The sequence below is a fragment of the Sphingomonas faeni genome, assembly GCF_040407505.1.
Lineage (GTDB): Bacteria > Pseudomonadota > Alphaproteobacteria > Sphingomonadales > Sphingomonadaceae > Sphingomonas > Sphingomonas faeni_E.
Genome location: NZ_JAPZPQ010000001.1, coordinates 418,078 through 442,447, shown reverse-complemented (window position 1 = coordinate 442,447; position 24,370 = coordinate 418,078). Strand labels below are relative to the sequence as shown.

Annotated in this window: 17 protein-coding genes; 7 read left to right on the top strand and 10 right to left on the bottom strand. The window is 66.1% G+C overall.

The window, feature by feature from the left end:
• The first annotated feature begins 242 nt into the window (after nucleotides 1-242).
• Together O6X71_RS02110 and O6X71_RS02105 are read left to right on the top strand one after the other, a co-directional pair.
• Complete coding sequence (locus tag O6X71_RS02110; protein ID WP_353464237.1) at nucleotides 243-1,796, top strand: aldehyde dehydrogenase (NADP(+)); 1,554 nt, start codon at nucleotides 243-245, stop codon at nucleotides 1,794-1,796.
• Between the two features lie 355 nt (nucleotides 1,797-2,151).
• Entirely contained in the window at nucleotides 2,152-5,271 is a 3,120-nt protein-coding gene (locus O6X71_RS02105) for a PAS domain-containing protein (RefSeq protein WP_353464236.1), read from the top strand.
• A gap of 304 nt (nucleotides 5,272-5,575) precedes the next feature.
• Here O6X71_RS02105 and O6X71_RS02100 read toward each other — a convergent pair whose 3' ends face one another.
• A complete protein-coding gene (locus O6X71_RS02100; RefSeq protein WP_353464235.1) occupies nucleotides 5,576-7,171 on the bottom strand; it encodes an isocitrate lyase in 1,596 nt (531 codons plus the stop codon).
• A 257-nt stretch (nucleotides 7,172-7,428) separates the two neighbouring features.
• On the opposite strand from O6X71_RS02100, the gene O6X71_RS02095 reads away from it, so the two are divergent.
• The 5 genes from O6X71_RS02095 (at nucleotide 7,429) to O6X71_RS02075 (ending at nucleotide 12,326) form a co-directional block, all read left to right on the top strand.
• Nucleotides 7,429-8,010: an SRPBCC family protein gene (locus tag O6X71_RS02095; protein WP_353464234.1), complete on the top strand. Its 582-nt coding sequence runs from the start codon at nucleotides 7,429-7,431 to the stop codon at nucleotides 8,008-8,010.
• Between the two features lie 31 nt (nucleotides 8,011-8,041).
• Complete coding sequence (locus O6X71_RS02090; protein ID WP_353464233.1) at nucleotides 8,042-9,220, top strand: zinc-dependent alcohol dehydrogenase; 1,179 nt, start codon at nucleotides 8,042-8,044, stop codon at nucleotides 9,218-9,220.
• A 12-nt stretch (nucleotides 9,221-9,232) separates the two neighbouring features.
• Nucleotides 9,233-10,018: an SDR family NAD(P)-dependent oxidoreductase gene (locus O6X71_RS02085; RefSeq protein ID WP_353464232.1), complete on the top strand. Its 786-nt coding sequence runs from the start codon at nucleotides 9,233-9,235 to the stop codon at nucleotides 10,016-10,018.
• Nucleotides 10,019-10,047: 29 nt separating this feature from the next.
• Entirely contained in the window at nucleotides 10,048-10,533 is a 486-nt protein-coding gene (locus tag O6X71_RS02080; protein ID WP_353464231.1) for a DUF4142 domain-containing protein, read from the top strand.
• Between the two features lie 122 nt (nucleotides 10,534-10,655).
• On the top strand, nucleotides 10,656-12,326 hold the full coding sequence (locus O6X71_RS02075; RefSeq protein ID WP_353464230.1) for a formate--tetrahydrofolate ligase: 1,671 nt from the start codon (nucleotides 10,656-10,658) through the stop codon (nucleotides 12,324-12,326).
• A 140-nt stretch (nucleotides 12,327-12,466) separates the two neighbouring features.
• Here the strand turns inward: O6X71_RS02075 and O6X71_RS02070 are convergent, their stop codons facing one another.
• From O6X71_RS02070 to O6X71_RS02030, 9 genes are read right to left on the bottom strand one after another with little or no spacing between them, the layout of a single operon-like run.
• Nucleotides 12,467-14,353 carry an XrtA/PEP-CTERM system amidotransferase gene (locus O6X71_RS02070; protein ID WP_353464229.1) on the bottom strand — a complete coding sequence of 629 codons (1,887 nt, stop codon included), beginning with the start codon at nucleotides 14,351-14,353 and terminating at the stop codon, nucleotides 12,467-12,469.
• Nucleotides 14,354-15,829, bottom strand: coding sequence for an exosortase A (gene xrtA, locus O6X71_RS02065; protein ID WP_353464228.1), 1,476 nt, complete (start codon nucleotides 15,827-15,829; stop codon nucleotides 14,354-14,356).
• On the bottom strand, nucleotides 15,826-17,112 hold the full coding sequence (locus tag O6X71_RS02060; protein ID WP_353464227.1) for a glycosyltransferase: 1,287 nt from the start codon (nucleotides 17,110-17,112) through the stop codon (nucleotides 15,826-15,828). The genes xrtA and O6X71_RS02060 overlap by 4 nt, the downstream gene beginning before the upstream one ends.
• A complete protein-coding gene (locus O6X71_RS02055; protein WP_353464226.1) occupies nucleotides 17,109-18,146 on the bottom strand; it encodes a FemAB family XrtA/PEP-CTERM system-associated protein in 1,038 nt (345 codons plus the stop codon). Before O6X71_RS02055 ends, O6X71_RS02060 begins: the two co-directional genes overlap by 4 nt.
• Nucleotides 18,143-18,970 carry an XrtA system polysaccharide deacetylase gene (locus O6X71_RS02050; protein ID WP_353464225.1) on the bottom strand — a complete coding sequence of 276 codons (828 nt, stop codon included), beginning with the start codon at nucleotides 18,968-18,970 and terminating at the stop codon, nucleotides 18,143-18,145. The genes O6X71_RS02055 and O6X71_RS02050 overlap by 4 nt, the downstream gene beginning before the upstream one ends.
• A gap of 19 nt (nucleotides 18,971-18,989) precedes the next feature.
• Nucleotides 18,990-20,063, bottom strand: coding sequence for an ExeA family protein (locus O6X71_RS02045; protein WP_353464224.1), 1,074 nt, complete (start codon nucleotides 20,061-20,063; stop codon nucleotides 18,990-18,992).
• 13 nt (nucleotides 20,064-20,076) lie between these two features.
• Nucleotides 20,077-21,747: a hypothetical protein gene (locus tag O6X71_RS02040; RefSeq protein WP_353464223.1), complete on the bottom strand. Its 1,671-nt coding sequence runs from the start codon at nucleotides 21,745-21,747 to the stop codon at nucleotides 20,077-20,079.
• Nucleotides 21,747-22,841 (bottom strand): AAA family ATPase, encoded by a 1,095-nt coding sequence (locus tag O6X71_RS02035; RefSeq protein WP_353464222.1) that lies wholly within the window; start codon nucleotides 22,839-22,841, stop codon nucleotides 21,747-21,749. Before O6X71_RS02035 ends, O6X71_RS02040 begins: the two co-directional genes overlap by 1 nt.
• A 4-nt stretch (nucleotides 22,842-22,845) precedes the next feature.
• Nucleotides 22,846-24,369, bottom strand: a complete 1,524-nt coding sequence (locus tag O6X71_RS02030) for an XrtA system polysaccharide chain length determinant (RefSeq protein ID WP_353464221.1) — start codon at nucleotides 24,367-24,369, stop codon at nucleotides 22,846-22,848.
• Nucleotide 24,370: the final 1 nt, after the last annotated feature.

Genomic DNA, 24,370 nt, shown 5'->3' with positions numbered 1-24,370 from the left:
CGGGAGGACCGCGTGCGACACGACCTGATCCGAACTTGCTACCCGCGCCTTGGCGTCAATGTCACATTGTCGTCCGCGACTGCTGCTACGCACTGGAACATGGTTCGCCTTCGCACCACATTGGATGACGAGTCCGGGAGTGATAGCGCCACCTTCACGGTCGGCGCGTATCTTGGCCAACGATTTCCCGACGCACCGCCGTTCCGGTCGGCGCGTCCCTCGATTTGATTTGGAGAACTGACATGGACGGTACCTTCCCGATCGGCGCGCGCGCCGTAGACAGCGACGTCACCTTCCTCGCGATCGATCCGTCGACCGACGCGAAGATCGAGCCCGCCTTCGCCGTATCGAGCGAGGCCGATGTCGCCGAGGCGTGCAAGCTCGCCGAGGCCGCCTTCGACACCTTCCGCGAAACCGACCCCGAAACGCGTGCGAAATTCCTCGAGACGATCGCCGACGAGATCGAGGCGATCCACGAGCCGCTCGTCGCCCGTGCGATCCAGGAAAGCGGCCTGCCCCGCCCACGCCTCGAAGGCGAGCGCGGCCGTACCACCGGCCAGCTCCGCCTGTTCGCCAAGCATCTCCGCGCCGGCGCCTGGGCCTCGGTCATCATCGACGAAGCACAGCCCGATCGTAAGCCCGCCCCCCGTTCCGACCTGCGCCAGCGCCGCATCTCGGTCGGCCCGGTCGCGGTGTTCGGCGCCTCGAACTTCCCGCTGGCCTTCTCGGTCGCAGGCGGCGACACCGCGTCCGCACTCGCCGCTGGTTGCCCGGTCGTGGTCAAGGGCCACCCCGCGCATCCCGGCACGTCGGTGATGGTCGGCAAGGCGATCCAGGCCGCAGTCGCCAAGTGCGGCCTGCCCGAGGGCGTGTTCTCGCTGGTCCAGGGTCCCGCGAACGAACTCGGCGCCGCACTCGTCAAGGACGCGCGCATCAAGGCGGTCGGCTTCACCGGCTCGCGCGGCGGTGGTCTTGCGCTGGTCGCACTCGCCGCAGCCCGCCCCGAGCCGATCCCGGTCTATGCCGAGATGAGCAGCGTCAACCCGGTAATCCTGTTCCCCGCGGCCCTCGCGGCGCGCGGCGAAGCGCTCGGCAAGGCGTATGTCGGTTCGCTGACGATGGGTTCGGGCCAGTTCTGCACCAACCCCGGCATCGTCGTCGCGGTCGATGGTCCTGACCTCGACACCTTCGTCGAAGCCGCCGCGGCTGCGCTTGGCGAAGCGGCGCCGCAGGTCATGCTGACCCCCGGCATTCATGCCAGCTATGACAAGGGCGTCGCCGCGCTCGCCGGTCACGACGCGGTCGAGACGCTCGCCCGCGGCACCGAGGCCGAGGGTGCAAACCGCGGTCGTGCGGCGTTGTTCTCGACCACCGGCAAGGCGTTCGTCGCCGACCCCGCGCTGTCGCACGAAGTGTTCGGGGCTGCCTCGATCATCGTCCGCTGCGCCGACCTCGCCGAGGTCCGTCAGGTTCTCGAACAGGTTGAGGGTCAGCTGACGATCACGTTGCAGATCGACGAAGGCGATTATGCCGACGCGGCCGCGCTGGTGCCGGTACTAGAGCGCAAGGCCGGTCGCATCCTCGCGAACGGCTGGCCGACCGGCGTCGAGGTTGCCCCTGCGATGGTCCATGGCGGTCCGTTCCCCGCGACGTCGGACCCGCGCACGACCTCGGTCGGTACGGCTGCGATCGAGCGCTTCCTGCGCCCGGTCTGCTACCAGGACCTGCCGGATGCGCTGCTGCCGAAGGCAGTCAAGCACGACAACCCGCTGGGCCTGCCGCGCACCGAGGGCTGATCGGATGACAGAAGGAAGGGCGCGCTGCCGAACGACAGCCCGCCCTTCCGTGTTCTCCCGCGAAGGCGGGAGCCCAGTCTGGGTCCCCGCCTTCGCGGGGAAACATGTTTAGGTTCGAACGCTTTTTACTGGCCACCATCCCGGCTTACCGGCCACCACCCCGGCGAAGGCCGGGGCCTAGTTGGAAAGGTGGTCGTAACGAAGGGCAACGCTCCGTTAGCGACGTCCCCCAACTGAGCCCCGGCCTTCGCCGGGGTGGTGCTAGGAGGGTATGACGGGATGGATGCGCGATCCGCCCCTCCCCCAAACACCCCTAATCATTGACAGGCGTGCGCGCGATACCCACTAGTCCGGCATGACAACGCCTGACTCGTCGCGCACCATTTCCCTGCCCGCAGACCTCGGCAGCTACGTCGACGAATTGACCGACGGAGGACATGGCGACGCTGCCGCCATCGTCAGAACCGCGCTCCAGCAGATGCGCGACCGCGACGCCCTGCAAAAGCCCGCCGAAATCCTGATCGGCGGCGGCGAATGCGGGATGCTCGTCCGCCAGCGCGACTGGAGCGCAACGTCGCTCGGCCCGATCGACTCGTGGCCCGCCGAGCTCCGCGTCACGCTCGCCAACATCCTCAACTCGCCCGTCGCGAAGGTCGTGATGTGGGGACCCGAGCACATCATGCTTTACAACGACAGCTATCGCGCCGTCGCAGGAGACCGCCACCCCGCCGCGCTCGGCAGCCCGGTCGCGACCGCCTTCCCCGAGGTGTGGGACTGGAACCGCGCGGTCCTCGAAGCAGGCTTTCGCGGCGAGACCGTCGCCTACCGCGACCAGCCGATCCTGTTCCAGCGCCCCGACGGCCCGGAGACGCTGACGCTTGACCTGTTCTACACGCCCGTCTACTGCGCCGGCGGGACTGTCGGCGGCGTCCTGTGCACGATGGTCGACAATAGCGGCCGCGTCGAAGCCGAGCACCGCCTCGCCGCCAGCGAAGCCGAACTGCGCCGTGTCACCGACGCCGTGCCGATGCTGATCTCGTACATCGACCGCGACCACGTCTACCGTCTCGCCAACGCGCAATATGACGAGTGGCTCGGCGTCGCGCCCGAGACGATGATCGGGAAGCCTGTCCGCGAAGTGCTCGGCGATGCGGTCTACCAGGATCGTCGCCCTTCGTTCGAGCGTGCGCTTGCCGGCGAGAGCTTCATCGCGCAGACCGTCTTCCCGCACCGCGACGGCCGTCCGCGCCGCTCCGAATTCCGCTACGTTCCGCATGTCCAGGCGGACGGCTCGGTCGCCGGCATCTACGTGCTCGGCATCGACGTCGAGGACCGCGCCGAACGCGAAGCCGCACTCGGCATCAGCAACGGCCGCTTCCGCACCGCGATGGATGCGGTCCACGGCGTGCTCTGGACCAACAGCCCCGACGGCCGGATGATCGGCGAGCAACCCGGCTGGGCGACGCTCACCGGCCAGTCGATCGACGAATACCAGAATTTCGGCTGGGCCGACGCGATCCACCCCGACGACGTCGCATCGACGATTAAGGCGTGGACCGCCGCCGTCCTGAACAAGTCGATGTTCGTGTTCGAACACCGCGTCCGCCGCCATTGCGGGGCATGGCGCACGTTCGCGGTCCGCAGCCTGCCGATCCTCGATTCAGGCGGCGAAGTCATCGAATGGGTCGGCGTCCACACCGACATCACGCATCAGCGCGCCGCCGAAGCCGCCCTGCGCGAACAGGCCGAAGCGCTCGCCCGCCAGGTCCGCCACCGCGAGCGCGCCGAGGATCAGCTCCGCCAGCTCAACGAGACGCTGGAGGCGCGCGTCATCGCAGAGATCGGCGAACGCCGCGAGGCCGAAGCCAAGCTCGCGCAATCGCAGAAGATGGAGACCGTCGGCAAGCTCACCGGCGGCGTCGCGCACGACTTCAACAATCTGCTCCAGGTCGTTTCGGGCAATCTCCAGCTGCTCGGCAAGAACCTCGCCGGCAACGAGCGTGCGGAGCGCTGGGTCGCGAACGCGATGGCCGGCGTCACGCGCGGGTCGAAGCTCGCCTCGCAGCTGCTCGCATTCGGGCGTCGCCAGGCGCTCGAGCCCAAGGTCGTCAACGTCACGCGGTTCGTACGCGGGATGGACGACATGCTGCGCCGCGCGATCGGCGAAGGCGTCGAGATCGAGACCGTGGTCGGCGGCGGCCTCTGGAACACCTTCATCGACCCCGCGCAGATCGAGAACGCGCTGCTCAATCTCGCGATCAACGCGCGCGATGCGATGGAGGGCCAGGGCAAGCTCACCATCGAACTCGGCAACGCTCACCTTGACGACGCCTATGCGCGCAGCCACGAGGAGGTCGAAGCCGGGCAATACGTCCTGCTAGCGGTGTCCGATACCGGCAGCGGCATGAGCCCCGAAATCATCGAGAAGGTGTTCGAACCGTTCTTCTCGACCAAGAGCGAGGGCAAGGGCTCGGGCCTCGGCCTGTCGATGGTCTACGGCTTCGTCAAACAGTCCGGCGGCCATGTGAAGATCTATTCGGAGGTCGGCGAAGGCACCACGATCAAGCTCTACCTCCCCCGCGCGATGGAGAGCGAGGATTTCGAGGTCGTCGCGGATGCGGGGCCGATCTGCGGCGGCACGGAGACGGTGCTGGTGGTCGAGGACGACGACGAGGTCCGCACCACCGTGGTCGAGCTGCTGACCGATCTCGGCTACAGCGTCCTGAAGTCGGTCGACGCGGCCAGCGCGCTCAACGTGGTCGAGAGCGGCGTGCCGATCGACATTCTGTTTACCGACGTGGTGATGCCCGGAACGCTGAAAAGCCCGGAACTCGCGCGCAAGGCGAAGGAGCGGCTGCCTAATCTCGTGGTGCTGTTCACGTCGGGCTATACCGAGAACTCGATCGTGCATGGCGGCAAGCTCGATGCCGGCGTCGACCTGTTGTCGAAGCCGTATTCGCGCGAGGCGCTGGCACGGAAATTCCGCGAAGTGCTCGCCAATCGGCAACGTGGCGATTCGCCTGCCGCCAAGGTCGCTCGCGATGCCCGGATCGAGGCGGAGCGACGGCTGGACGCGTCGGCACGGCGCACCGTCCTGCTGGTCGAGGACGACGAGATGATCCGTGCGAACACTGCCGAGATGCTGCAAGGCAGCGGCTTCGTGGTGGTCGACGCGGCGAGTGCCGAGGACGCGATGACCGCGCTCCAGACCGTGCCGATCGACGCGCTGGTGACCGACATCAACCTGCCTGGTGTGTCGGGACCGGACTTCGCCCGCACCGCGCGCGCGCTGCGGCCGGGTGTCGGGATCGTCTTCGCGAGCGGAGACACTGCGTCGGTCGAGGGCGATACGGATGCGATTATGCTGGAGAAGCCGTATGGGCTCGATGCGCTGACGGCGGCGGTGCTGGCATCGTTGGGTGAGACGGCGCTGGCGGAGCCGCTTGCGGCGGACCGGGTGGACTCGGCGGAGTAAAGCTGGGCCGCGTCACGTACGCGGCAGTCTAACGATCCTCCCCCGCAAGGGGGAGGTGGCAGGTACTTGCCTGACGGAGGGGGAGGATAAGGTAACCTCTGTTCCGTGTCCTCCCCCTCCGTCACCTTCGGCGACACCTCCCCCTGCCGGGGGAGGATTGGCAGGCGCAACTGTCCGTCAAGGCTAGCGTCGTCGAGACGAGCCTTAGCGCCGCGGCAAAGCCGCGTCGTCGGACGGGGCTTTTGGCCCCGCCGGCCGGGCGTGATGCCGGATCCGCGCCGGAGCTTTCGCTCCGGCTTGGGCATCACGCCGCAAATTGATTCATCGTATTATGCGCGCCCCCAGCCTTCAGAGCCGCTTCACCCGCGAAATACTCCTTATGGTCATCGCCAAGATCGGAGCCCGACATGTTCTGGTGCTTCACGCAGGCAATGCCCTCACGGATTTCCTTGCGCTGGACGCCCTTCACATAGCCGAGCATCCCCGCGTCGCCGAAATACTCCTTGGCGAGGTTGTCGGTCGAGAGCGCGGCCGTGTGATACGTTGGCAGCGTGATCAGATGATGAAAGATCCCCGCGCGCTTGGCCGAATCCGCCTGGAAGGTCCGGATACGTTCGTCCGCCTCGTCCGCCAGCAAAGTGCCATCGTAATCGACGCTCATCAGGCGGGCGCGGTCATAGGCCGAAACGTCCTCGCCCGCAGCCGACCAGGCATCGAACACCTGCTGGCGGAAGTTCAGCGTCCAGTTGAAGCTCGGCGAGTTGTTGTAGACGAGTTTCGCGTTCGGAACGACCTCGCGGATGCGGTCGACCATGCCGGCGATCTGCTCGATATGCGGCTTCTCGGTCTCGATCCACAGCAGGTCCGCGCCGTTCTGTAGCGACGCGATGCAGTCCATTACGCAGCGATCCTCGCCGGTCCCCGCGCGGAACTGGAACAGGTTCGACGGCAGGCGCTTGGGACGGAGCAGCTTGCCGTCGCGGTTGAGGATAACGTCGCCGTTCTGCGCCGTCGCCGGGTCGATCTCCTCGCAATCGAGGTACGAGTTATACTGGTCGCCGAGGTCGCCCGCTTCCTTGCTGACCGCGATCTGCTTGGTGAGGCCGGCACCGAGCGAGTCGGTGCGCGTGACGATGATGCCATCCTCCACGCCGAGTTCGAGGAACGCGTAGCGGCAGGCGCGGACCTTCGCCAGGAAGTCCTCGTGCGGCACAGTAACCTTGCCGTCCTGGTGCCCGCACTGCTTCTCGTCGCTGACCTGATTCTCGATCTGGAGCGCGCAAGCTCCGGCCTCGATCATCTTTCGCGCGAGCAGATAGGTCGCCTCCGCATTGCCGAAGCCCGCATCGATGTCGGCGATGATCGGCACGACGTGCGTCTGATGGTTTTCGATCGCGTTGAGCAGGCGCTGTTCCTCGATCGCGTTGCCGGACGCGCGTGCGGCGTCGACGTCGCGGAACATCATGCCGAGCTCGCGCGCGTCGGCCTGGCGGAGGAAGGTGTAGAGTTCCTCGATCAACGCGGGGACACTGGTCTTCTCGTGCATCGACTGGTCGGGTAACGGGCCGAACTCGCTGCGCATCGCCGCGACCATCCAGCCCGACAGGTACAAATACCGGCGGTCGGTCGTGCCGAAATGCTTCTTGATGCTGATCATCTTCTGCTGCGCGATGAACCCGTGCCAGCAGCCCAGCGACTGGGTGTAGTTCGCCGGGTCCGCATCATAGGCGGCCATGTCCTTGCGCATGATCGCCGCGGTGTAGCGGGCGATGTCGAGACCCGTGGCGAACCGGTTCTGCAACCGCATCCGCGCGACGGACTCGGGCGAGATCGCGTCCCACGTGCCGTTCTGTTCGGCGATGAGGTTGGTCAACTGGGCGATGTGCGTCTGGTAGGTCACGGGCGATCCTCGTCTGCTGCGATGATCGACATGTAGGTATGTTTACATCGCTGATCGGCTAAAATGCCACGATATTGGCGTGCGCGTGTAACGAACGCCGCTTCCAGGATGTGACGATGTAAACTTCGTGACACTGAGCGGATTCTGCGCGGGGCCGAATGTCCTGATCGATATCAAGTCTTGCAAATTCAAGACCAAGGCGGCGGAACATAGGTCTTCGGACACTGTTGGAAGGACTTCGCAGCCAGGAGACGGTGATGACTGAAAGCGATCCAAGAGATGACGCTCCACTAAGCAAGTCCAAGCGAAGCGACGCCGTAGCGGATGCGACGCAGGACCTTGCGGACGGCAAGGGCAGCAGCATCGTTGCCCGTGCGGTTACGATCAATCGCCCGGTCGGCGAACTGTTTGCCTATTTCCGCGATTTCGCGAACCTTCCGACCTTCATGGAGAATGTCGAACGTATCGACGTCCTCGACCAGCGCCGCTCGCATTGGGTTGTCAAGGGTCCGGCGGGGAAATCCTATGAATGGACGTCGGCGATTACCGACGAAGCGCAGGACGGCTTCATCGCATGGTCGTCGGAGGATGGCGCCGATGTGCCTAACAGCGGCCGCGTCGAGTTTCGGGATGCGGGCGCGCGCGGCACGGTGGTCGTTGCGACCATCCTGTACGATCCGCCGGGTGGCGTGATCGGCAAGCTGATCGCCAAGATGTTCCAGCGCGAGCCTGCGATCCAGGCGCGCCGGGACCTGCGCCGTTTCAAGCAGTTGATGGAAACCGGCGAGATCGCGACTGCCGCGATGAACCGCAAGCAGCATGAAGAGGAACTCGCCTGATGCGCGCGATTCTTATTGAGGAGCGACGCTGATGCGCGCACTGGCATGGCACGGTAAGCACGACGTCCGCGTCGACACGGTCGACGATCCCGAAATCGTCAACCAGCGCGATTGCATCATCAAGGTCACCGCGACCGCGATCTGCGGCTCCGACCTGCATCTGTACGACGGCTATATCCCGACGATGCAGGCCGGCGACATTCTCGGCCACGAGTTCATGGGCGAAGTCGTCGAGGTCGGCGCGAAGTCGACGCTGAAGAAGGGCCAGAAGGTCGTCGTCCCGTTCACGATCGCCTGCGGCAGCTGCTACCATTGCGGCAAGCACCAGTATTCGGCGTGCGACAACGGCCTTCCCGCCGACAACCAGGACATCGCGCAGGAAATCTACGGTCAACCCATGTCCGGGTTGTTCGGCTATAGTCACATGACCGGCGGGTATGCCGGCGGCCAGGCTGAATATGTTCGCGTACCATTCAGCGACGTCGGGCCGATCGTCATTCCCGACGGCGTCGACGACGAGAAGGTGTTGTTCCTCTCCGATATCCTGCCGACCGGCTGGATGGCGGCGGAAAATGCGCAGATCGAACCTGGTGACACGGTCGCGGTCTGGGGTTGCGGTCCAGTCGGCTTGTTCGCCGTCCAGTCGGCGTTCCTGATGGGCGCCGAACGCGTGATCGCGATCGATCATTTTCCTCACCGCCTGGACCTCGCAAAGAAGTTCGGCGCGGAAACCATCAACTACAAGGAAAGCGCAGTCTACGAGGCGTTGATGATCATGACCGGCGGAATCGGCCCCGATGCGGTGATCGATAGCGTCGGCTTGGAGGCACACGGCTTCTTCGTCGACAACGTCGTCGACCAGATCAAGGCGTCTACCTTCCTTGGCACCGATCGGACGCATTCAATCCGCCAGGCGATCATCGCATGTCGTAAGGGCGGGCGGGTGTCGATGCCCGCGGTGTACGGCGGATTCGTCGACAAGTTCCCGCTCGGCGCCTTCATGGAGAAGGGGCTGACGCTCAAGACCGGCCAGACGCACGTCCAGCACTACATGCCTGCGCTGCTCAACGCGATCATGGAGGGCAAGATCGACACCACCTTCCTGATCTCGCACCGCATGGACCTGGAGGACGCCCCCAAGGGCTACGACATGTTCAAAAACAACCAGAACGAAGTGACGAAGGTCGTGCTCAAGCCCGGCTTCAACTAAGGATATCTGACAATGGCTGATAAATTCGCAATCATCACCGGCGCGTCGACCGGTATCGGTTTCGAGCTGGCGACCCTGGCGGCGAAGGACGGCTACGACATACTGGTCGTAGCCGACGAGGCGTTGATCGACGCCGCCGCGCAGGACTTCAAGCAGTTCGGCACCGATGTTCAGTCGCTCCAGGCCGACCTCTCGACGATCGAAGGCGTCGACCAGTTGCTTGCGGCCACGAACGGCCGGACGATCGATCTGGTCTGCGCGAATGCCGGGCGCGGGCTCGGCAAGGCGTTCCTCGACCAGGATCTGGCCGAATGGCGCAAGGTCGTCGACACCAACGTCATCGGCACGGCGTATCTGCTGCAGAAGGTGCTGCCACCGATGGTCGCACGCAACGCAGGAAAGGTGCTCGTGACCGGATCGATCGCAGGCTACATCCCCGGTGCGTTCCAGGCGGTGTATAACGGCACGAAGAGCTTCGTCGACATCTTCGTCGCGGCGATCCAGAACGAGATCAAGGATACGGACGGCGTCACGCTGACCAACCTGATGCCCGGCCCGGTCGACACCGAGTTCTTCGATCGCGCGCACATGCTCGACACCGACGTCGGTACCGATCCCAAGAAGAGCGATCCGGCGGACGTCGCCAAGGACGGCTGGGACGCGCTCATGTCCGGCAAGGCCGCGGTCGTGTCGGGCTGGAAGAACAAGATCCAGTCAGCGATCGCCAACGTCACGCCCAACGCCGTGCTCGCCGAGATGCACCGCAAGATGGCCGAGCCCGGCACCGCGAACGATTGAACGACAATTTTAACAGGAGAGAGAAGACCATGACACGATTTCTGACTGCCGCCGCGCTGATCGCGCTGCCGATCGCCGCTGTCTCGGCACAGGCGCCGATGCCCGCATCGACCTACGTGATGAAGGCCGGTGCCGGCGACCTGTACGAGAAGACGTCGAGCCAGATCCTGCTCGAGACGACCACCAATCCGAAGCTCAAGAGCTTCGCGCAGATGATGATCACCGATCACACCAAGAGCACCGAGGACGTGAAGGCCGCGGCGATGGCGGCGCATGTGAAGGTTGCACCGCCCAAGCTCGATCCGATGGGTGCCAAGAACGTCGCGGCACTTCGCGCGGCGAAGGGCACGGCGCGCGACCGGCTGTACGTGACGCAGCAGAAGGCGGCGCATGCCAAGGCGTTGACGTTGCAGCAGGGCTATGCCGACAAGGGCACTGTGGCGGGCCTGAAGACGGTCGCGGCCGGGATCGTACCGGTCGTCCAGACGCACATCACCGAACTGCAAACGATGTAATCATACGGCGTCCTATCGACGGCGGATTACAAACGGCGCTCGCTTCACAAAGCGGGCGCCGTTCTGCATTCGGGACTCCTAATCGTCTGGAAAGCCATCCCCGGCCCCGCTAGGTCAGCGCCATGGAAACCGATATCGCCATCGCTCGCAGCGTCGCCCTGCGCCCTATCGCCGCCATCGCCGAGAGCCTGCTGATTCCCGACGACGCGATCGAGCCTTACGGCCGGTACAAGGCGAAGATCTCGCTCGAATGGCTGAACGCGCGCAAGTCTTCAGCGAACGGCAAGCTCATCCTCGTCACCGCGATCAATCCGACCCCGGCAGGCGAAGGCAAGACCACCACCTCGATCGGCCTCGCCGACGCGCTCCGCCATACCGGCCGCAAGGCCGTCCTCGCTCTTCGCGAACCCTCGCTCGGGCCCTGTTTCGGGACCAAGGGCGGCGCAACCGGTGGTGGTCGTGCGCAGGTCGCACCGATGGAGGATATCAACCTCCACTTCACCGGCGATTTCCACGCGATCACAGCGGCGCACAATTTGCTCGCGGCCATGATCGACAACCATATCCACTGGGGCAACGCGCTCCAGATCGACGTGCGGCGTGTCGTCTGGCGGCGCGTGCTCGACATGAACGATCGGGCGTTGCGCGATATCGTCCAGTCAATCGGTGGCGTCGCGAACGGTTATCCGCGCGAGTCGGGGTTCGACATCACGGTCGCGTCGGAGGTGATGGCGATCCTGTGCCTCGCCGACGGGCTTGCGGACATGGAGCGGCGGCTCGGCGATATCGTCGTCGCCTACACGCGGGACCGCACGCCGATCACCGCACGCGATCTGAAGGCGGATGGTGCGATGGCTGTGTTGCTTGCCGAGGCGATCAAGCCGAACCTCGTCCAGTCGCTGGAGGGGACGCCGGCGTTCCTCCACGGCGGGCCGTTCGCCAACATCGCGCATGGCTGCAACTCGGTGATCGCGACGCGGGCAGCGCTGTCGCACGGCGATTACGTGGTGACCGAGGCGGGCTTCGGCGCGGATTTGGGCGCGGAGAAGTTCTTCGACATCAAGTGCCGCCAGGCTGGCCTTGCCCCCGACGCGGTCGTGATCGTCGCGACGGCGCGCGCGCTGAAGATGAACGGTGGCGTGGCCAAGGCCGATTTGGGACGCGAGGACGTCGACGCCGTCCGCCGCGGCGCGGTGAACCTAGTCCGCCATATCGAGAACATCCGCCAGTTCGGCGTGCCCGCGGTCGTCGCGATCAATCATTTCTACACCGACAGCGATGCGGAGATCGCCGCGATCGTCGAGGCCGCCGCGCACCACGGCTCGCGCGCAATCCTCTGCCGGCATTGGGCCGAGGGTAGTGCCGGCGCGGTCGAACTGGCCGATGCGGTCGCCGAACTTTGCGACACGCACGGAGGCGGGTTCGCGCCGATCTATGGCGACGAACTGTCACTGTTCGACAAGATCGATACCGTGGCACGCCGCATCTATCGCGCCGAGCACGCCGTCGCCGAGCCGAGCGTCCTCGCGCAGTTGAAGCGCTGGGAGGATGCGGGATACGGTCACCTGCCCGTCTGCCTCGCGAAGACGCAGTACAGCTTTTCGACCGACCCTTCCCTGCTCGGCGCGCCGACCGGGCACATCGTGCCGGTGCGTGAAGTCCGGCTCGCGGCGGGTGCCGGATTCGTGGTCGCGATCTGCGGAGAGATCATGACGATGCCGGGCCTGCCCCGCGTGCCTGCGGCGGAAGCGATCCGGTTGAACGACGAGGGGCTAATCGAAGGCCTGTTTTAAGTCTCAATCCTCCCCCGTCAGGGGGAGGTGGCACCGAAGGTGACGGAGGGGGAGGACACGGAACGGCTGTTACCCTCACCTCCCCCTCCGTCTGGCAAGTGCCAGCCACCTCCCCCTGGCGGGGGAGGATTGCATGATTGCTACCCGAACATCCGCTTCATGGAGCGTTCGAGCATCACGAACTGCCACAACGTCCGACCATGCTCAGCACGCCCCATCCTGTGCTCGTCAGCGATCCGCGCGATAGTCGCCATGTCGAACCAGCCCGTCTCGCCCAGCATGCGCGACTTGGCGAGCGCGGTCGCCTCGCCCGCCAGCGCGCCACGAAACCAGGCACTGATCGGCGTCACGAACCCCATCTTCTGGCGATAGAGGATGTCGCGCGGCAGATACGGCTCCATCGCTTTCTTCATCAGCCATTTGCCCTCGCCGTGCCGCAACCGCATGGTCGCCGGCAGCGTCGCGCAGAACTCGATCAGGCGGTGGTCGAGCAACGGTTCGCGCGCTTCGAGGCCGACCGCCATGCTGGTCCGATCGACTTTGGTGAGGATGTCGCCGGGCAGCCAATGCTTGATGTCGGCATATTGCGCGCGGTCGATCGCGTCTCGCGCGGGCGCGTTGGCCATCGTCGCGACATAGCGGTCCTCGGCCCGGTAACCGCCAAGCTTCGCGCGGGCGCCGGTATTGAACAGTTTCGAGCGGAGTTCGGGCGTGGTGACGCCAACCGACCGCGCATAGGCCTCGCCGCCGCCCTGCGCGAGCGCAAGCAGCGTCGACTTCGCGCGGAGCGGCCGCGGTGCCCAATCGGCTTTAGGATACCAGCGACCGAGCGTCCCGAAGACGTCAGCGCGGAGATGAGACGGCAGCAAGCCGCGGACGCGCTCCTCGACCGACTGGAACTTGTAGCGGCGGTATCCGGCCAGCGCTTCGTCCGCCCCGTCTCCGGACAGCGCGACGGTGACGCTCTCCCGAGCCAGCGCGCAGACCTGATAGGTGGCGAGCGCGGAGGCGTCCGCAAAGGGCTCGTCGAAGCTCGCGACCAGCGTATCGATCAGCCCGAAATCGCCCGACTGGACGACGCGCTCGCGGTGATTGGTGGCAAAGCGGCGCGCGACGGTGTCGGCATAGCTTCGCTCGTCATGTCCCGCTTCGTCGAACCCGATCGTGCAGGTGCGGACCGCCTTGGGGCTCGCCTCCGCCATGAGGGCGACGACCGCGGAGCTGTCCACCCCGCCCGACAGGAACGCACCCAGCGGCACGTCGGCGACCATCCGCGACCGCACCCCCGCACGCATCCGGTCGACCAGTTCCTCCCCTAGCGCCTTGGCGGAACCGGTCGCGCGGTTGGAGAAGTCGACGTCCCACCATTTGCGCGGCTGCGGCACCGACTTGCCGCGTTCGACCAGGAGGAAATGCCCGGCCGCGAGCTTCTTGACGCCCGCGACCATGCAGGAATCATCGGGGACGTACCCGAATGTCAGGTAATCCTCGACCGCACCCAGGTCGGGTACGCGGCGGAGTTGTGGATGCGCGAGCAGGCCCTTCAGCTCCGACGCGAACGCCAGCGACCCGTCGGCCAGTTCGACATAGTGGAGCGGCTTCACGCCCATCCGGTCGCGGGCGAGGAACAGCGTGTGCGCGGCGGTGTCGTGGATCGCGAAGGCGAACATGCCGTTCAGCCGGTCGAGCATCGACGGCCCCCAGGCTCGCCAAGCATGCAGCAGGACTTCGGTGTCGCCAGACGTTCGGAAGATCGCGCCCTTGGCGGTCAATTCGTCGCGCAGTTCGGCGAAGTTATAGACCTCGCCATTATAGGTAATCGTCAGGCTGCCGTCGGACATCGGCTGCGGCGAGCCTTCGAGGTCGATGATCGACAGCCGGCGATGGCCGAGACCGACGCCCGGCGCAGTCCAGATGCCGTCGCCGTCGGGGCCGCGATGCGACAGCGCCGCGATCATCGCGTGGACGCGGTTCGGGTCGACCGGCTTGGGCGTACCGGGGTGGAAGATCCCGGCGATGCCGCACATCTAGCGCATCCCCGCGGCGTGATCGGCAACCGGCGCAATCGGCCCGAGCGCGGCGAGGAAGCGCGCGATCGGGCGCGGATCGGCGCCCTCGACCGACAGATGGATCGCCACCGCACGTTGCGGCCCCCCGAGCAACCGCGCCTTCATCGTCTCGATCTTCACCAGCGTGTCGTCCTGCGTGGTCGTGTCGCCGACCCGGTACCACGTCGCGACGATCCGCTCTACGGGTCCGGGCGCCGTGATCCGCATAACGCTTCCCCCTGCGATATCGGGCAGGTCGGCGACGCGGACCCAGCGATCCTCCTCGCGCAGCACGCCGGTCCCGTAAGCGATCAGTTCCTTGCCCTCGTGCTGACTGCCGAACACCGCGACGCTCATGTCGACCTGCGCACCGGCCGCGTCGGCGTAACGGCCGAACAGATAATGGTCCGCGCCGGGGTAATAGGGGGTCCACGGCGCGCGCGCGCTGACGGGAACGCGGTGCCAGCCGGCAATGTCGGGCAGGTCGATATGCGCGGGAAGTCGCTGGGCGCGACCGGCGATCGCCGCGCTCCACGCCGGGAACACCGCGAACGTGGTGAGAGCGAGTGCGGTCGCAATGGCGAGATCGGTCCGGTGACGGGGTGTGACTTGGAGCTTCGTCGGATCGAACGCGGGATCATCGGGTGCGCGGTCGAACCAGCGCCAGCCGATCGCCATCACGCCTGCCATGACCAGCGCGAAGAACAACCAGCCATAGACGATATGATCGATCCCGGTCGCCGCCTGGACCGAGGTGAGGTCCGCCGCCCAGATCGTGCCGAACGCGCGGAAGCCGTTGGCGATCACCGGCACGACGACCGACACGACAAGGAAGACCGCGCGCCGCCTCCACGACACGAAGCAGAGGTTGGCGACGAGCACCCCGAACGCGACCATCGCGATGACGAACTTGGCGCCGGAACAGGCCTCGGCGACCTCGAAATAATAGCGGCCGGCGTGGATCAGCACGCCGTCGACCACCGCGGGAACGCCGACGAGGTGGAGCAGCGGCATGACGATCGCGACCGTGACGGTCTGCAAGGGTGGTTCGAGACCCTCGCCGAACGGTACGAGGAAGTACGCGTAGGCGAGCGGGAAGAGCAGCCCGCGCGCAACGTTGGGGCCGAGGATCGTCACGACCGCGCCTTGCAGCATCATCACGAGCCCCAGCTGGCGCGCGAACCCGACCGAGGCGGCGTCTCCCATCAGCCAGCCGAACCCGCCGATCGCGACGAGCGCGAGGCCGGGCCACCAACCGGTCGGGGTCAGTTGCGCCAGCTCGACACGGCGTTGCCAGACCAGCCACGCGATCACCGGGCCGATAAAGAGGCAGTGGCCGAAGGTGGTGCTGGTCCACCAGATATGCGCGAGATCGGCGACGTCGCTTCGGAACGTAAGGAGTATCAGCGCCGCGACGACCGCGAGCGCAATGCCGTGGCGACGCCAAGCGGTCATGCCGGAAGGCCGAGCAGTGCGTCCAGCGGCGCTAGGCGGGCGTCCCAGCCGTAGCGGCAAATAACCTGCGCGCGGGCGGACTGGCCGAGCGTTGCTGCGGTGTCCGGGGCTTCGAGCAGGTCGCAGATGCGGTCGGCGAACTCCTGCGCGGTCGTGGCGACCCGGATCGTGCCGGCATGATCGATGCCCTCGGCCGCGTCGGCGGAGGCAACGACGGGGCGGGCCATCGCCATCGCCTCAAGCACCTTGTTCTGGATCCCGCGCGCGAGTTTCAGCGGCGCGACGCAGACGTCCGCTGCGGCAAGCCAGCCTCGGACATCGTCGACCGCGCCGGTGACGGTGACGATGTCGGTCGCGAGCGCCTGGACGGCGGCGGTAGGCGCGCGGCCGACAATCGCGAAGTGGGCGGGGTGGCGCTGGCGGACGAGCGGGAGGATGTCGCATGCGAACCATGTCACCGCGTCGATGTTGGGGCGGTAGTCCATCTGGCCGGTGAAGACTATCAGAGACAAACCCTCCAACGGCTCCCCCCCGGCGGAGGCCGGGGCCCAATTGGGGGACGTCGATGATCCAGGACCGCGCTCCGTCACAGCGACCTCTCCAACTGGGCCCCGACCTTCGCCGGGGTGGTGGCTATCGGTAAGTTTCGTAAACTCAGCCGCCGGATCGAACTTTACGGAATCGATGCCGTTCTCGACCGCGATGATCCGCCCGGTCGCCCCCCCCTCCCGGAACAGCGCGGCTTCCGCGTCACTGACGAACAAGCTCGCCGACACCTTGCCCGCCACCTCGCACTCGAACGCGCCGAGCAGCCGAGCCTCGCGGCGCATTATCCAACGCATCGGGCATCGCGCATCGTCAGCAAAACCAGCGAACTTGGCGGAGTCGACGTCGACGAAATCCATCACGACCGGCGAACCGCCAACCGGCAGATACTGTGCCATCTGGCCGGAGAAGCAGTAAACCGCGCTTACGTCGGGCAAAACGCGATCGACGGCATCCTGCATCGCCGCGCTCGCAAAGGCGGTCAACGAAACCGGCTTACCTGTCGCGAGCGCCTCGACCGCCGCACGCTTCTGCGACTTCTCCCGCAGCAGGATCGTATAGCTTGCCAGCATATCGGTGAACACCGCAGGAAGGTCGAAGTCGGCTTCGTCGTCGACGAACGCTACCAGATGAACCTGCGTCCGCGTCGCCAGATACTGGAGGATATGAAAACTACGGATCTTGTCGCCGCGGTCGGGCGGAAACGGGACGCGGTGCGCGAGGAAGAGGAGCCTCACCCCAGGCCTCGGGAAATCCACGGTCCTGCTGCGTTGGCCGCCCATAGCGGGAGCTTCTTCCACGTCCGCACCATCAGCGCGTATTTCGGGTTCAGCGGGTTCACCTCGCGCGCTGGCCCGTTGCTGCGCTTGGCATAGAGCCGCGGTTCGGGCGTGAAGCCCCAGTTCTTCTTGAACGCCGCCGCCCCCGTGCCCGTCTTCGAACGCCCGAAATCGAACCGGGTGCAACCTCGCGCGCGGGCGTGTTCCATGAGCGCGAAATACATCCGGTCGTTGGCACGCAACCCCCGTGCGGCTCCAGTCCCGCCGCCCCAATAGGGATAGACGGTGCCGTTGAAATACAGGCTCAGGACGCTGGCTACTGCACGGCCCTTATGTCGAACGGTGAGAACATCGGCATCCATCATGCTCGCGACGCTGCGGAAAAGCTTGGCGGGAAAAACCGGTGTGCCGAGATTGCGGACCGATTCCGCATAAACGCGATAGTGCTCGGCTAGCAGTTTCCGGTCGTTGCCGATGACGATTTCAAGGTCGAAGCCAAGTGCCCGACGGACTTCGGCACGCTGCTTCCGGGGAATCGCGAGCAGTTCTGCATCGTCATCTGCGGCCAGATCGCGAACGAAGCCGAGATAGCTCGTATCATCGCTATCCCACCCGCTTGGCGCAGGACCGCCGCGTAACTCGACTGATGGGCATCCAATCCGCAGCGCGAGGTTCCAAGCGCCCGCCGACAGCGGTTCGACCGCATCACCCAAAATGCCGCCATCGACGCCGAACCCGGTCGACACCAGCGCACGCCCGAACAGGGGCGAGCGCATCTCGGTCAACGGCAGCACACCGTCGATCGCGCCGCCGCTCTCCGACACCACATAATGCGCGCGCTGGCCGCATCCATCCTGCACCGCGAGGCTCCACGCTGGCAGGTGGAACGGGGTAGCACCGTCGCTAGCCTCGACGAACGCCGTGACCCGCTCACATTCGGCCGGATCGCGAAGATCGACTTCGCGCACGCCGACAGGCATCGGCGCGGTCACGCCAGTCGCGCCGCTTCGCGTGCTACGACAGCGTCCACACGGCCCCAATCGTGCCGGCCAAGCAGTCCGCGCAACTTGCCCGCCATCGCCCCGAGCCGCGAGTAATGGCGGATCTTCGAGCGCATCGGTGCCGCGTCGACACGCGGCTGCGACGGGTCGATCTCCCACGGATGGAAATAGAACATCGCAGGGCGGTCTTCGCGATTGACCTGACGCACCGCAAGATCGGTGATCGCCGCCGGGAGCAGCCGGAAGAACCCGCCACCGGTCGCCAGCTTGCGCTCGCCGAACCTGGCCACAGTCACCGGGACTTCGATCAACGCGCTGTCGGCGAGCGGCTTGAACCCGTAACGCGGCGCATCGAGCCAGCCGTAATGGTCGTGCTTCACCGGCGCAACGCTGGAGGAATAGGCATAGCCCGCCTCGGCCAGTTCGACATGCGCCCAAGGCGTACGCTGGTCGATCGAGAAGCTCGGCGCGCGATACCCGGTAACCTTCGTCCCCGCCGCATCCTCGATCGCCGTCCGAGCACGTGTGAGGTCGGCGCGAAACACGTCCGGTGTCATCGTGAAGACGCGCTGGTGGTCCCAGCCGTGACTGGCAACCTCATGTCCCGCGTTGACGATGCGACGGATCAGGGCGGGGTAGCGGTGGGCTACCCAGCCTAAAGTGAAGAACGTTGCCTTCGTGTCGCGCTCGGCAAACAGGGCCAGGACCGCGTCGGTGTTGGCCTCGACGCGCGGCTGGAGCGAGTCCCAGTCGGCCTTGTCGATCACCTTTTCGAACGCGCCGACCTGGAACCAGTCCTCAACATCGACGGACATGCCATTGAGAACAGGCATTTCAGGCAGCGTCATGCCAGGCGGCCACACCGCGGATCGGCGCGTATTCCGGCTTGGTATCGTCGCCCTCGACCCAGTCGACCAGCAGCGTCAGCACGCGACGTAGCGCCTTGTCCTGCATGTCCACCCGCGCCTCAAGTTCAGCGAGCCGCTTCTCGACCGCAGGATCGGTGATCGGCGTGTCAGCACGCGGCGTGGACACGGGTTCGCGCGGTTCGTACGTGTTATGCGCACCTTTTCCCCGGTCCTGCGCAATCATTGGCAGGTCGCCCTCAAGGTCACGTTGCACTGCTCGCACCGTATCGCCGTCGATTACCGTGAGGTCGTCGATCGCCGCGTGGAGCATCACGCGCCCCGCAAGCTGGTTCAAACGACGCGGCACACCCGCCGAGCCGGTGAAGAACGCCGCGAACGCGTCCTCGGTAAAATCGGGGTTCCCCGTCCAGCCGACCACCGTCAGGCGGTGCGCGAGATACTCGGAGACCTCATGCTCCTCCATCGGATCGAGATGGTGGATCGCGATCACGCGCTGGCGGAGCTGTTCGAGACGCTCCGAGCCGTGGAGGCGGTCGCGGAACTCAGGCTGGCCGAGCAGGACGATCTGCAGCAGCGCGTGGCCGCCCGCCTGGAAGTTCGACAGCATCCGCAGTTCTTCGAGCGCATCGACGGGCAAGGCCTGCGCCTCGTCGACGATCAACAGCGTCCGCTTGCCGGTGCGTGCGACCGCGTGCAGCCCGCGCTCGATCGTGGTGAGAAGCTCGGCCTTGCTCAGCCCGGCCGGATCGACGTGGAGGTCGGTAGCGACGATCCGCAGCAGGTCGTCCGCCTCGATCGCGGTCGAGACGAGCTTGATCGCGTTCAGGCGCTGAAGGTCGATCGTGTCCATCAGGTGACCGACGAGCGTCGTCTTGCCCGCGCCGATATCGCCGGTGATGACGATGAAGCCCTCGCCCTGCGCCAGACCATAGCCGAGATACGCCATCGCCTTGCGGTGGGTGGCGGTCTCGAACCAGAATTTGGGATCGGGGGTGAGCTGGAAAGGCCGACCCGTCAGTCCATAATGTTCATCGTACATAAGCTGCTCGCCTTCAGAACTGGTACCGCGCACCGATCAGCGCCTGCGCCGACCAGTCGCTGTCGAGGTCGCCGACCTTGAAGCTGTAAAGCCCGAGCGACGCGGTGGTGCCGAGACGCCCGAAATTGTGAAAATATGTCCCCGTCCCGCCGTAAGACCACACGCCGGTATCGCCGGTGATATCGTCGACGCCGCTGTCATAATAATTGACGAACAGGTCGGCGTTGACGCCGGAAACCGGGGTCAGCCTGCGCGTGTAGAATAGCTGGCCGTAATAGCTTTCGTCGTCGAGACCCGCGACGACCAGGCCGGGCGCGAGCCGCGGCGCGTAGAGCTTGCGGTTGGCATAGCCGATGCCCGCGCCCCAGGTGGAGCGCCCGCGCGTCGCCGAGATCACGCCGTCGATCCCGCGTGCGCGGTAGCTGGCGGTCGAGATCGACTGGAACACGTCGTTGAGGCAGCCGCCCGGTTGCGCACCGGTGGAGCCGAACACGCAGCCATTGAACTGCTGGCCGAAACCCTGCTGGTTGCCGCTAAGGAAGCTGGTCGGCAAATTGCCGATGCCGGTCCGGAGCTGACGGCCGAAGGTCTGCACGCCGTCATACACGTTGACCGCGAGGCCGACGGAGTCCGATGCCTGATAGGTCGCGGTGCCGGTGTAGCTGAGCGATCCGTAGCGGCGGCCGACATGCCCCTCCACCGAGGTCCGGCGATTGGGCCGCCAGACGACGCCGGCGTCGTAATAGATGCCGTCGGTGCGATAGGCGACGCGGCGCGGCGATGCCTCGTTGGTGACGAAGCGACCGTCGCGATCGAGCACGGGCGTGCCGGTCGCGTCAACGACCGGATCCTTCTGGCTCGTCTCGATCTTCTCGTAACCGACGCCGGCGGTGAGCGCGACATAGGGCGAGATCGGCTGGAGTATGTCGCCGCGGCCGTAATAGCCCTCGTACCGCTGCTTCAACTGGCTGGCGGTCTCGCGGTCGTAAGCGCCGCTGACCGTGAGCCCGAACGGCGCGATCGCACCGGGGCGCACCGAGGCGCTGGCGGTCACGGTGTTGCCGATCGAATCGTCGTAATAATCGAGCCGCTGCCCACCCAGGCCCGCATCGCCGAACGTCGGCGTATCGACCTTGGTATAGCCGAGCCGGTAGTTCGCGTTCAGCGTCACCGGGCCGGCGTTGCTGGTAAAGCTGGGGCCGGCATAGACCGAATAGATCTGGCTGACGTTGCTGACATTGCCGACGAGGACGCCAGGTGCCGCGCCGCGGATATCGGAGCGCGACCGCGTGGCGATACCGGCAGCCTCCAGCGTGAGGTTCGGCGTGACGCGGGCATCGACGCGCGCGAGGCCCGAATGGATATCATCGTCGCCGAGACGATCGCCCCAGCCAAATCGATGCTCGTACCGATAGCTGACTTGGCCCGAGATACGCTGGGTCTGGACCGCCGCGTCGACGCCGGCGGCGAGGCTGGTATAGGTCAGCACGTCGCCACCGTTGAGATCGGCGGACAGCGTCTGGTTTGCCTCGACATACGGATTGATCGTGACGCGGCGCGACGATTGCGCGGGTTGCGCCGGCAGATCGGCCTGCGCGACGACCGGCGTGACGGGCAGTGCCGCGAGCACGCAACCGCCGGCGATCAACGCCAGCTTCATCCGCCTAGTGTGCAGTGTCCGCATCACGACGCATGCCCGTAATAGCTGCCGAACCGCGCACCGCCCTGGACGAACGACACGGCATTCAGCACGAGCTGGATATGCTCGCACCCGTCGAGCAGGTTCACCGCGGCTCGCAGTTCATTCTCGGGGGTGTGGTCGGCGCGGACGACGAGCATCACCTGCCCTACCCGCATCGCCAGCACCGATGCCGGCGACGCCGCCAGCGCAGGCGGCGAATCGAAGATCACGACGCGGCGCGGATTGGCCTCGAGCAGGCGCGCGATCACCGACTTGGTCCGCGCGCTGGCGAGGAGTTCGGTATCCATGCTGGTCTTGGACCCGGCAGGCAGGATCGAGAGATGCGGGACGTCGGTCTGGATGACGAGATCCTCGACGTCGATCCGGGTATCGCCCAGCGCATCGAGCAGTCCGGGGCCATCGGTGAGACCGAGTTGCGCGACGACATCGGGCTTGGCGACGTCGGCATCGACCAGCAGCACTTCGGTATCACGCTCGGCGGCGATCGAGAGCGCGAGGTTGATCGCGCAGAACGTCTTGCCGTCGCCGGGGCGCGCCGAGCAGACCAGGATCATGCGCGCCTTGTCGGCGCTCCCGCTTTCCGCGATCCGCGCGCCGGTGATCAGCAACTGCCGCTTGATCAGCCGGAATTCCTCGGCAAGCGGGCCGACGGGCGCACCGGGGACGATCATGCCGTTCGCGGCCAGCATCCCGCGATCGATCCGCACGGTGTCGGATGCTTCGTCGGGCAGGTAGAATTCGTCGGGAAGCTCATCACCGACCGGTGCGCGCAGCTCTTCCGGGATCGCGAGGAAGGTGGGGTCGACGAATTCGTGCGACGGCTCGGCCTCGGATACCGGCGCGGGCGTCGCAGCAGGCGTTTCTTCGAGCGGCGTTTCGAACTTCGGCGACCCGGTCTCCGGCACCTTGACGACGGGCGGGACCTCGCGCGCGACCGCGGGCGCAACCGGCGGCGCGTCGAACTGCGGCGGAGTCGGCACGACGGTACCGCGCAGCCGGGCGTGCGCGTTGAAATCATACACCTTGGCCGCTCGTTCGAGCAGCGAGGGTTGGCGATCAGGCTTCGTCACGGTCATCCCCCTATGCCGCCAGTCCGCGCTGGAGGATCTCTACCCCCAGCAACAGGAGATAGGCGACGCCCAGTGCGGCCGTACCGCCCAGGAACATCTTCAGCTTGTGCCGACGCTGGCCGGATTGCACGCGCGTCACCACTTCGCCGATCGACCCGATCACCGGCATGCCTGCCGCCTTTTCGAGCCGCGCGGTTGTCGCGAACGTGGATCGCAGCTGCCCCATCGCGAAGGCCGCGCCGATTCCCGCCGCGAGTCCCGCGATCAGAACCCCCGTGAGTAGCAGCAATCTGTTCGGCGCGCTCGGCTTGCTCGGCATCGTCGGGGGATCGATCACGCTGAACTTCACGTGATCGCTCTGCGACTGCGCCTGGCCGACGATCGCGGTCTGCTCGCGCTGTTTGAGCAGTGCGTCGTACTGGTCCTTCAGCACCTGATAGTCGCGATCGATCGAGCCCTGCTCCGCGGCGACTTCCGGATCGCCCGACAGCTTCGAATTGAGCAGGTCGAGGTCGCCTTGCAACTGGCTCCGCCGCATCCGCAGCGAGGCGACCGTGGCGGTGCGATCCGCGACCATCGACTGGAGCGACGCGTAGAGCGGATTCTGCGCGCTGCCCCCTGCACTGCCGCCTGCCAGCGGCTCGCTGCGCGCGGCCGCGGTAGCCGATGCGAGCTGGCTCTTCAGCGCGATCACGTCGGGGTGGTTCTCGGTATAGCCGCGCGCACGGGCATCGGCGAGCTGACCCTGGATCGCCTGGAGCCGTGCGCGCGCGGGCCCGGCCGCGCCAGCGACGCCCCCCGTCCCTGCGACCGTCGCCGGCGTCCCGGCCATCTGGCCCTGGACCGCGGCAAGGCTCGATTGCGCGGCGGCGAGATCGCCGTCGACCTGCGACATCTGCGACCGCGCCGCGCTGATCCGGTCGCTGACCGAACCCGTGCCGGGCAGAGCGCCGAGATAGCGGTTCTGGAAGTCGGCGCGCTTGGCCTCCGCATCGGCGAGCTGCTTCTGGCGCGAGGCGAGCTGCTGGTCGAGGAAGGTCAGGCTCTGCGTCGTCTTCGAGCGATCGCCGGCGAGGTTCTGCTCGACGAACAGGTCGATCAGCTTCTGCGTGATCTGGCGCGCGAGCTTCGGGGTCGCCGCGCTCGTCGTGATCTGGAACAAATTATCCTGCTGCGACACGATCTTGATGTTCGGGGCCAGCGCCGCGACGCGGTCGGCGACGTCGCGGTCGCTCGACACAGTGTTCGCGAGATCGGTGCCGCGCACGACCTTTTCGAGATTCACCGCGGAGATCAGCGTCGTGCGGATCGTGTCGACCGTCATCGGCGCGACCTGTGGCACGCCGTCCATGCCCGAGGGCAGGATCGTCTGCATCTGCACGAACACGCGCGCGGTCGAATCGTAGCGGCTCGGGATCTGCGACACGACCAGCCAGCCGAGCACGCACACGCCCCATGCCACCGCCAGCGCCAGCCAGCGCCGCGTCCAGATCGCATGGAGCGCGATCCGCACTTCGTCGTAGATGCCGTTCATC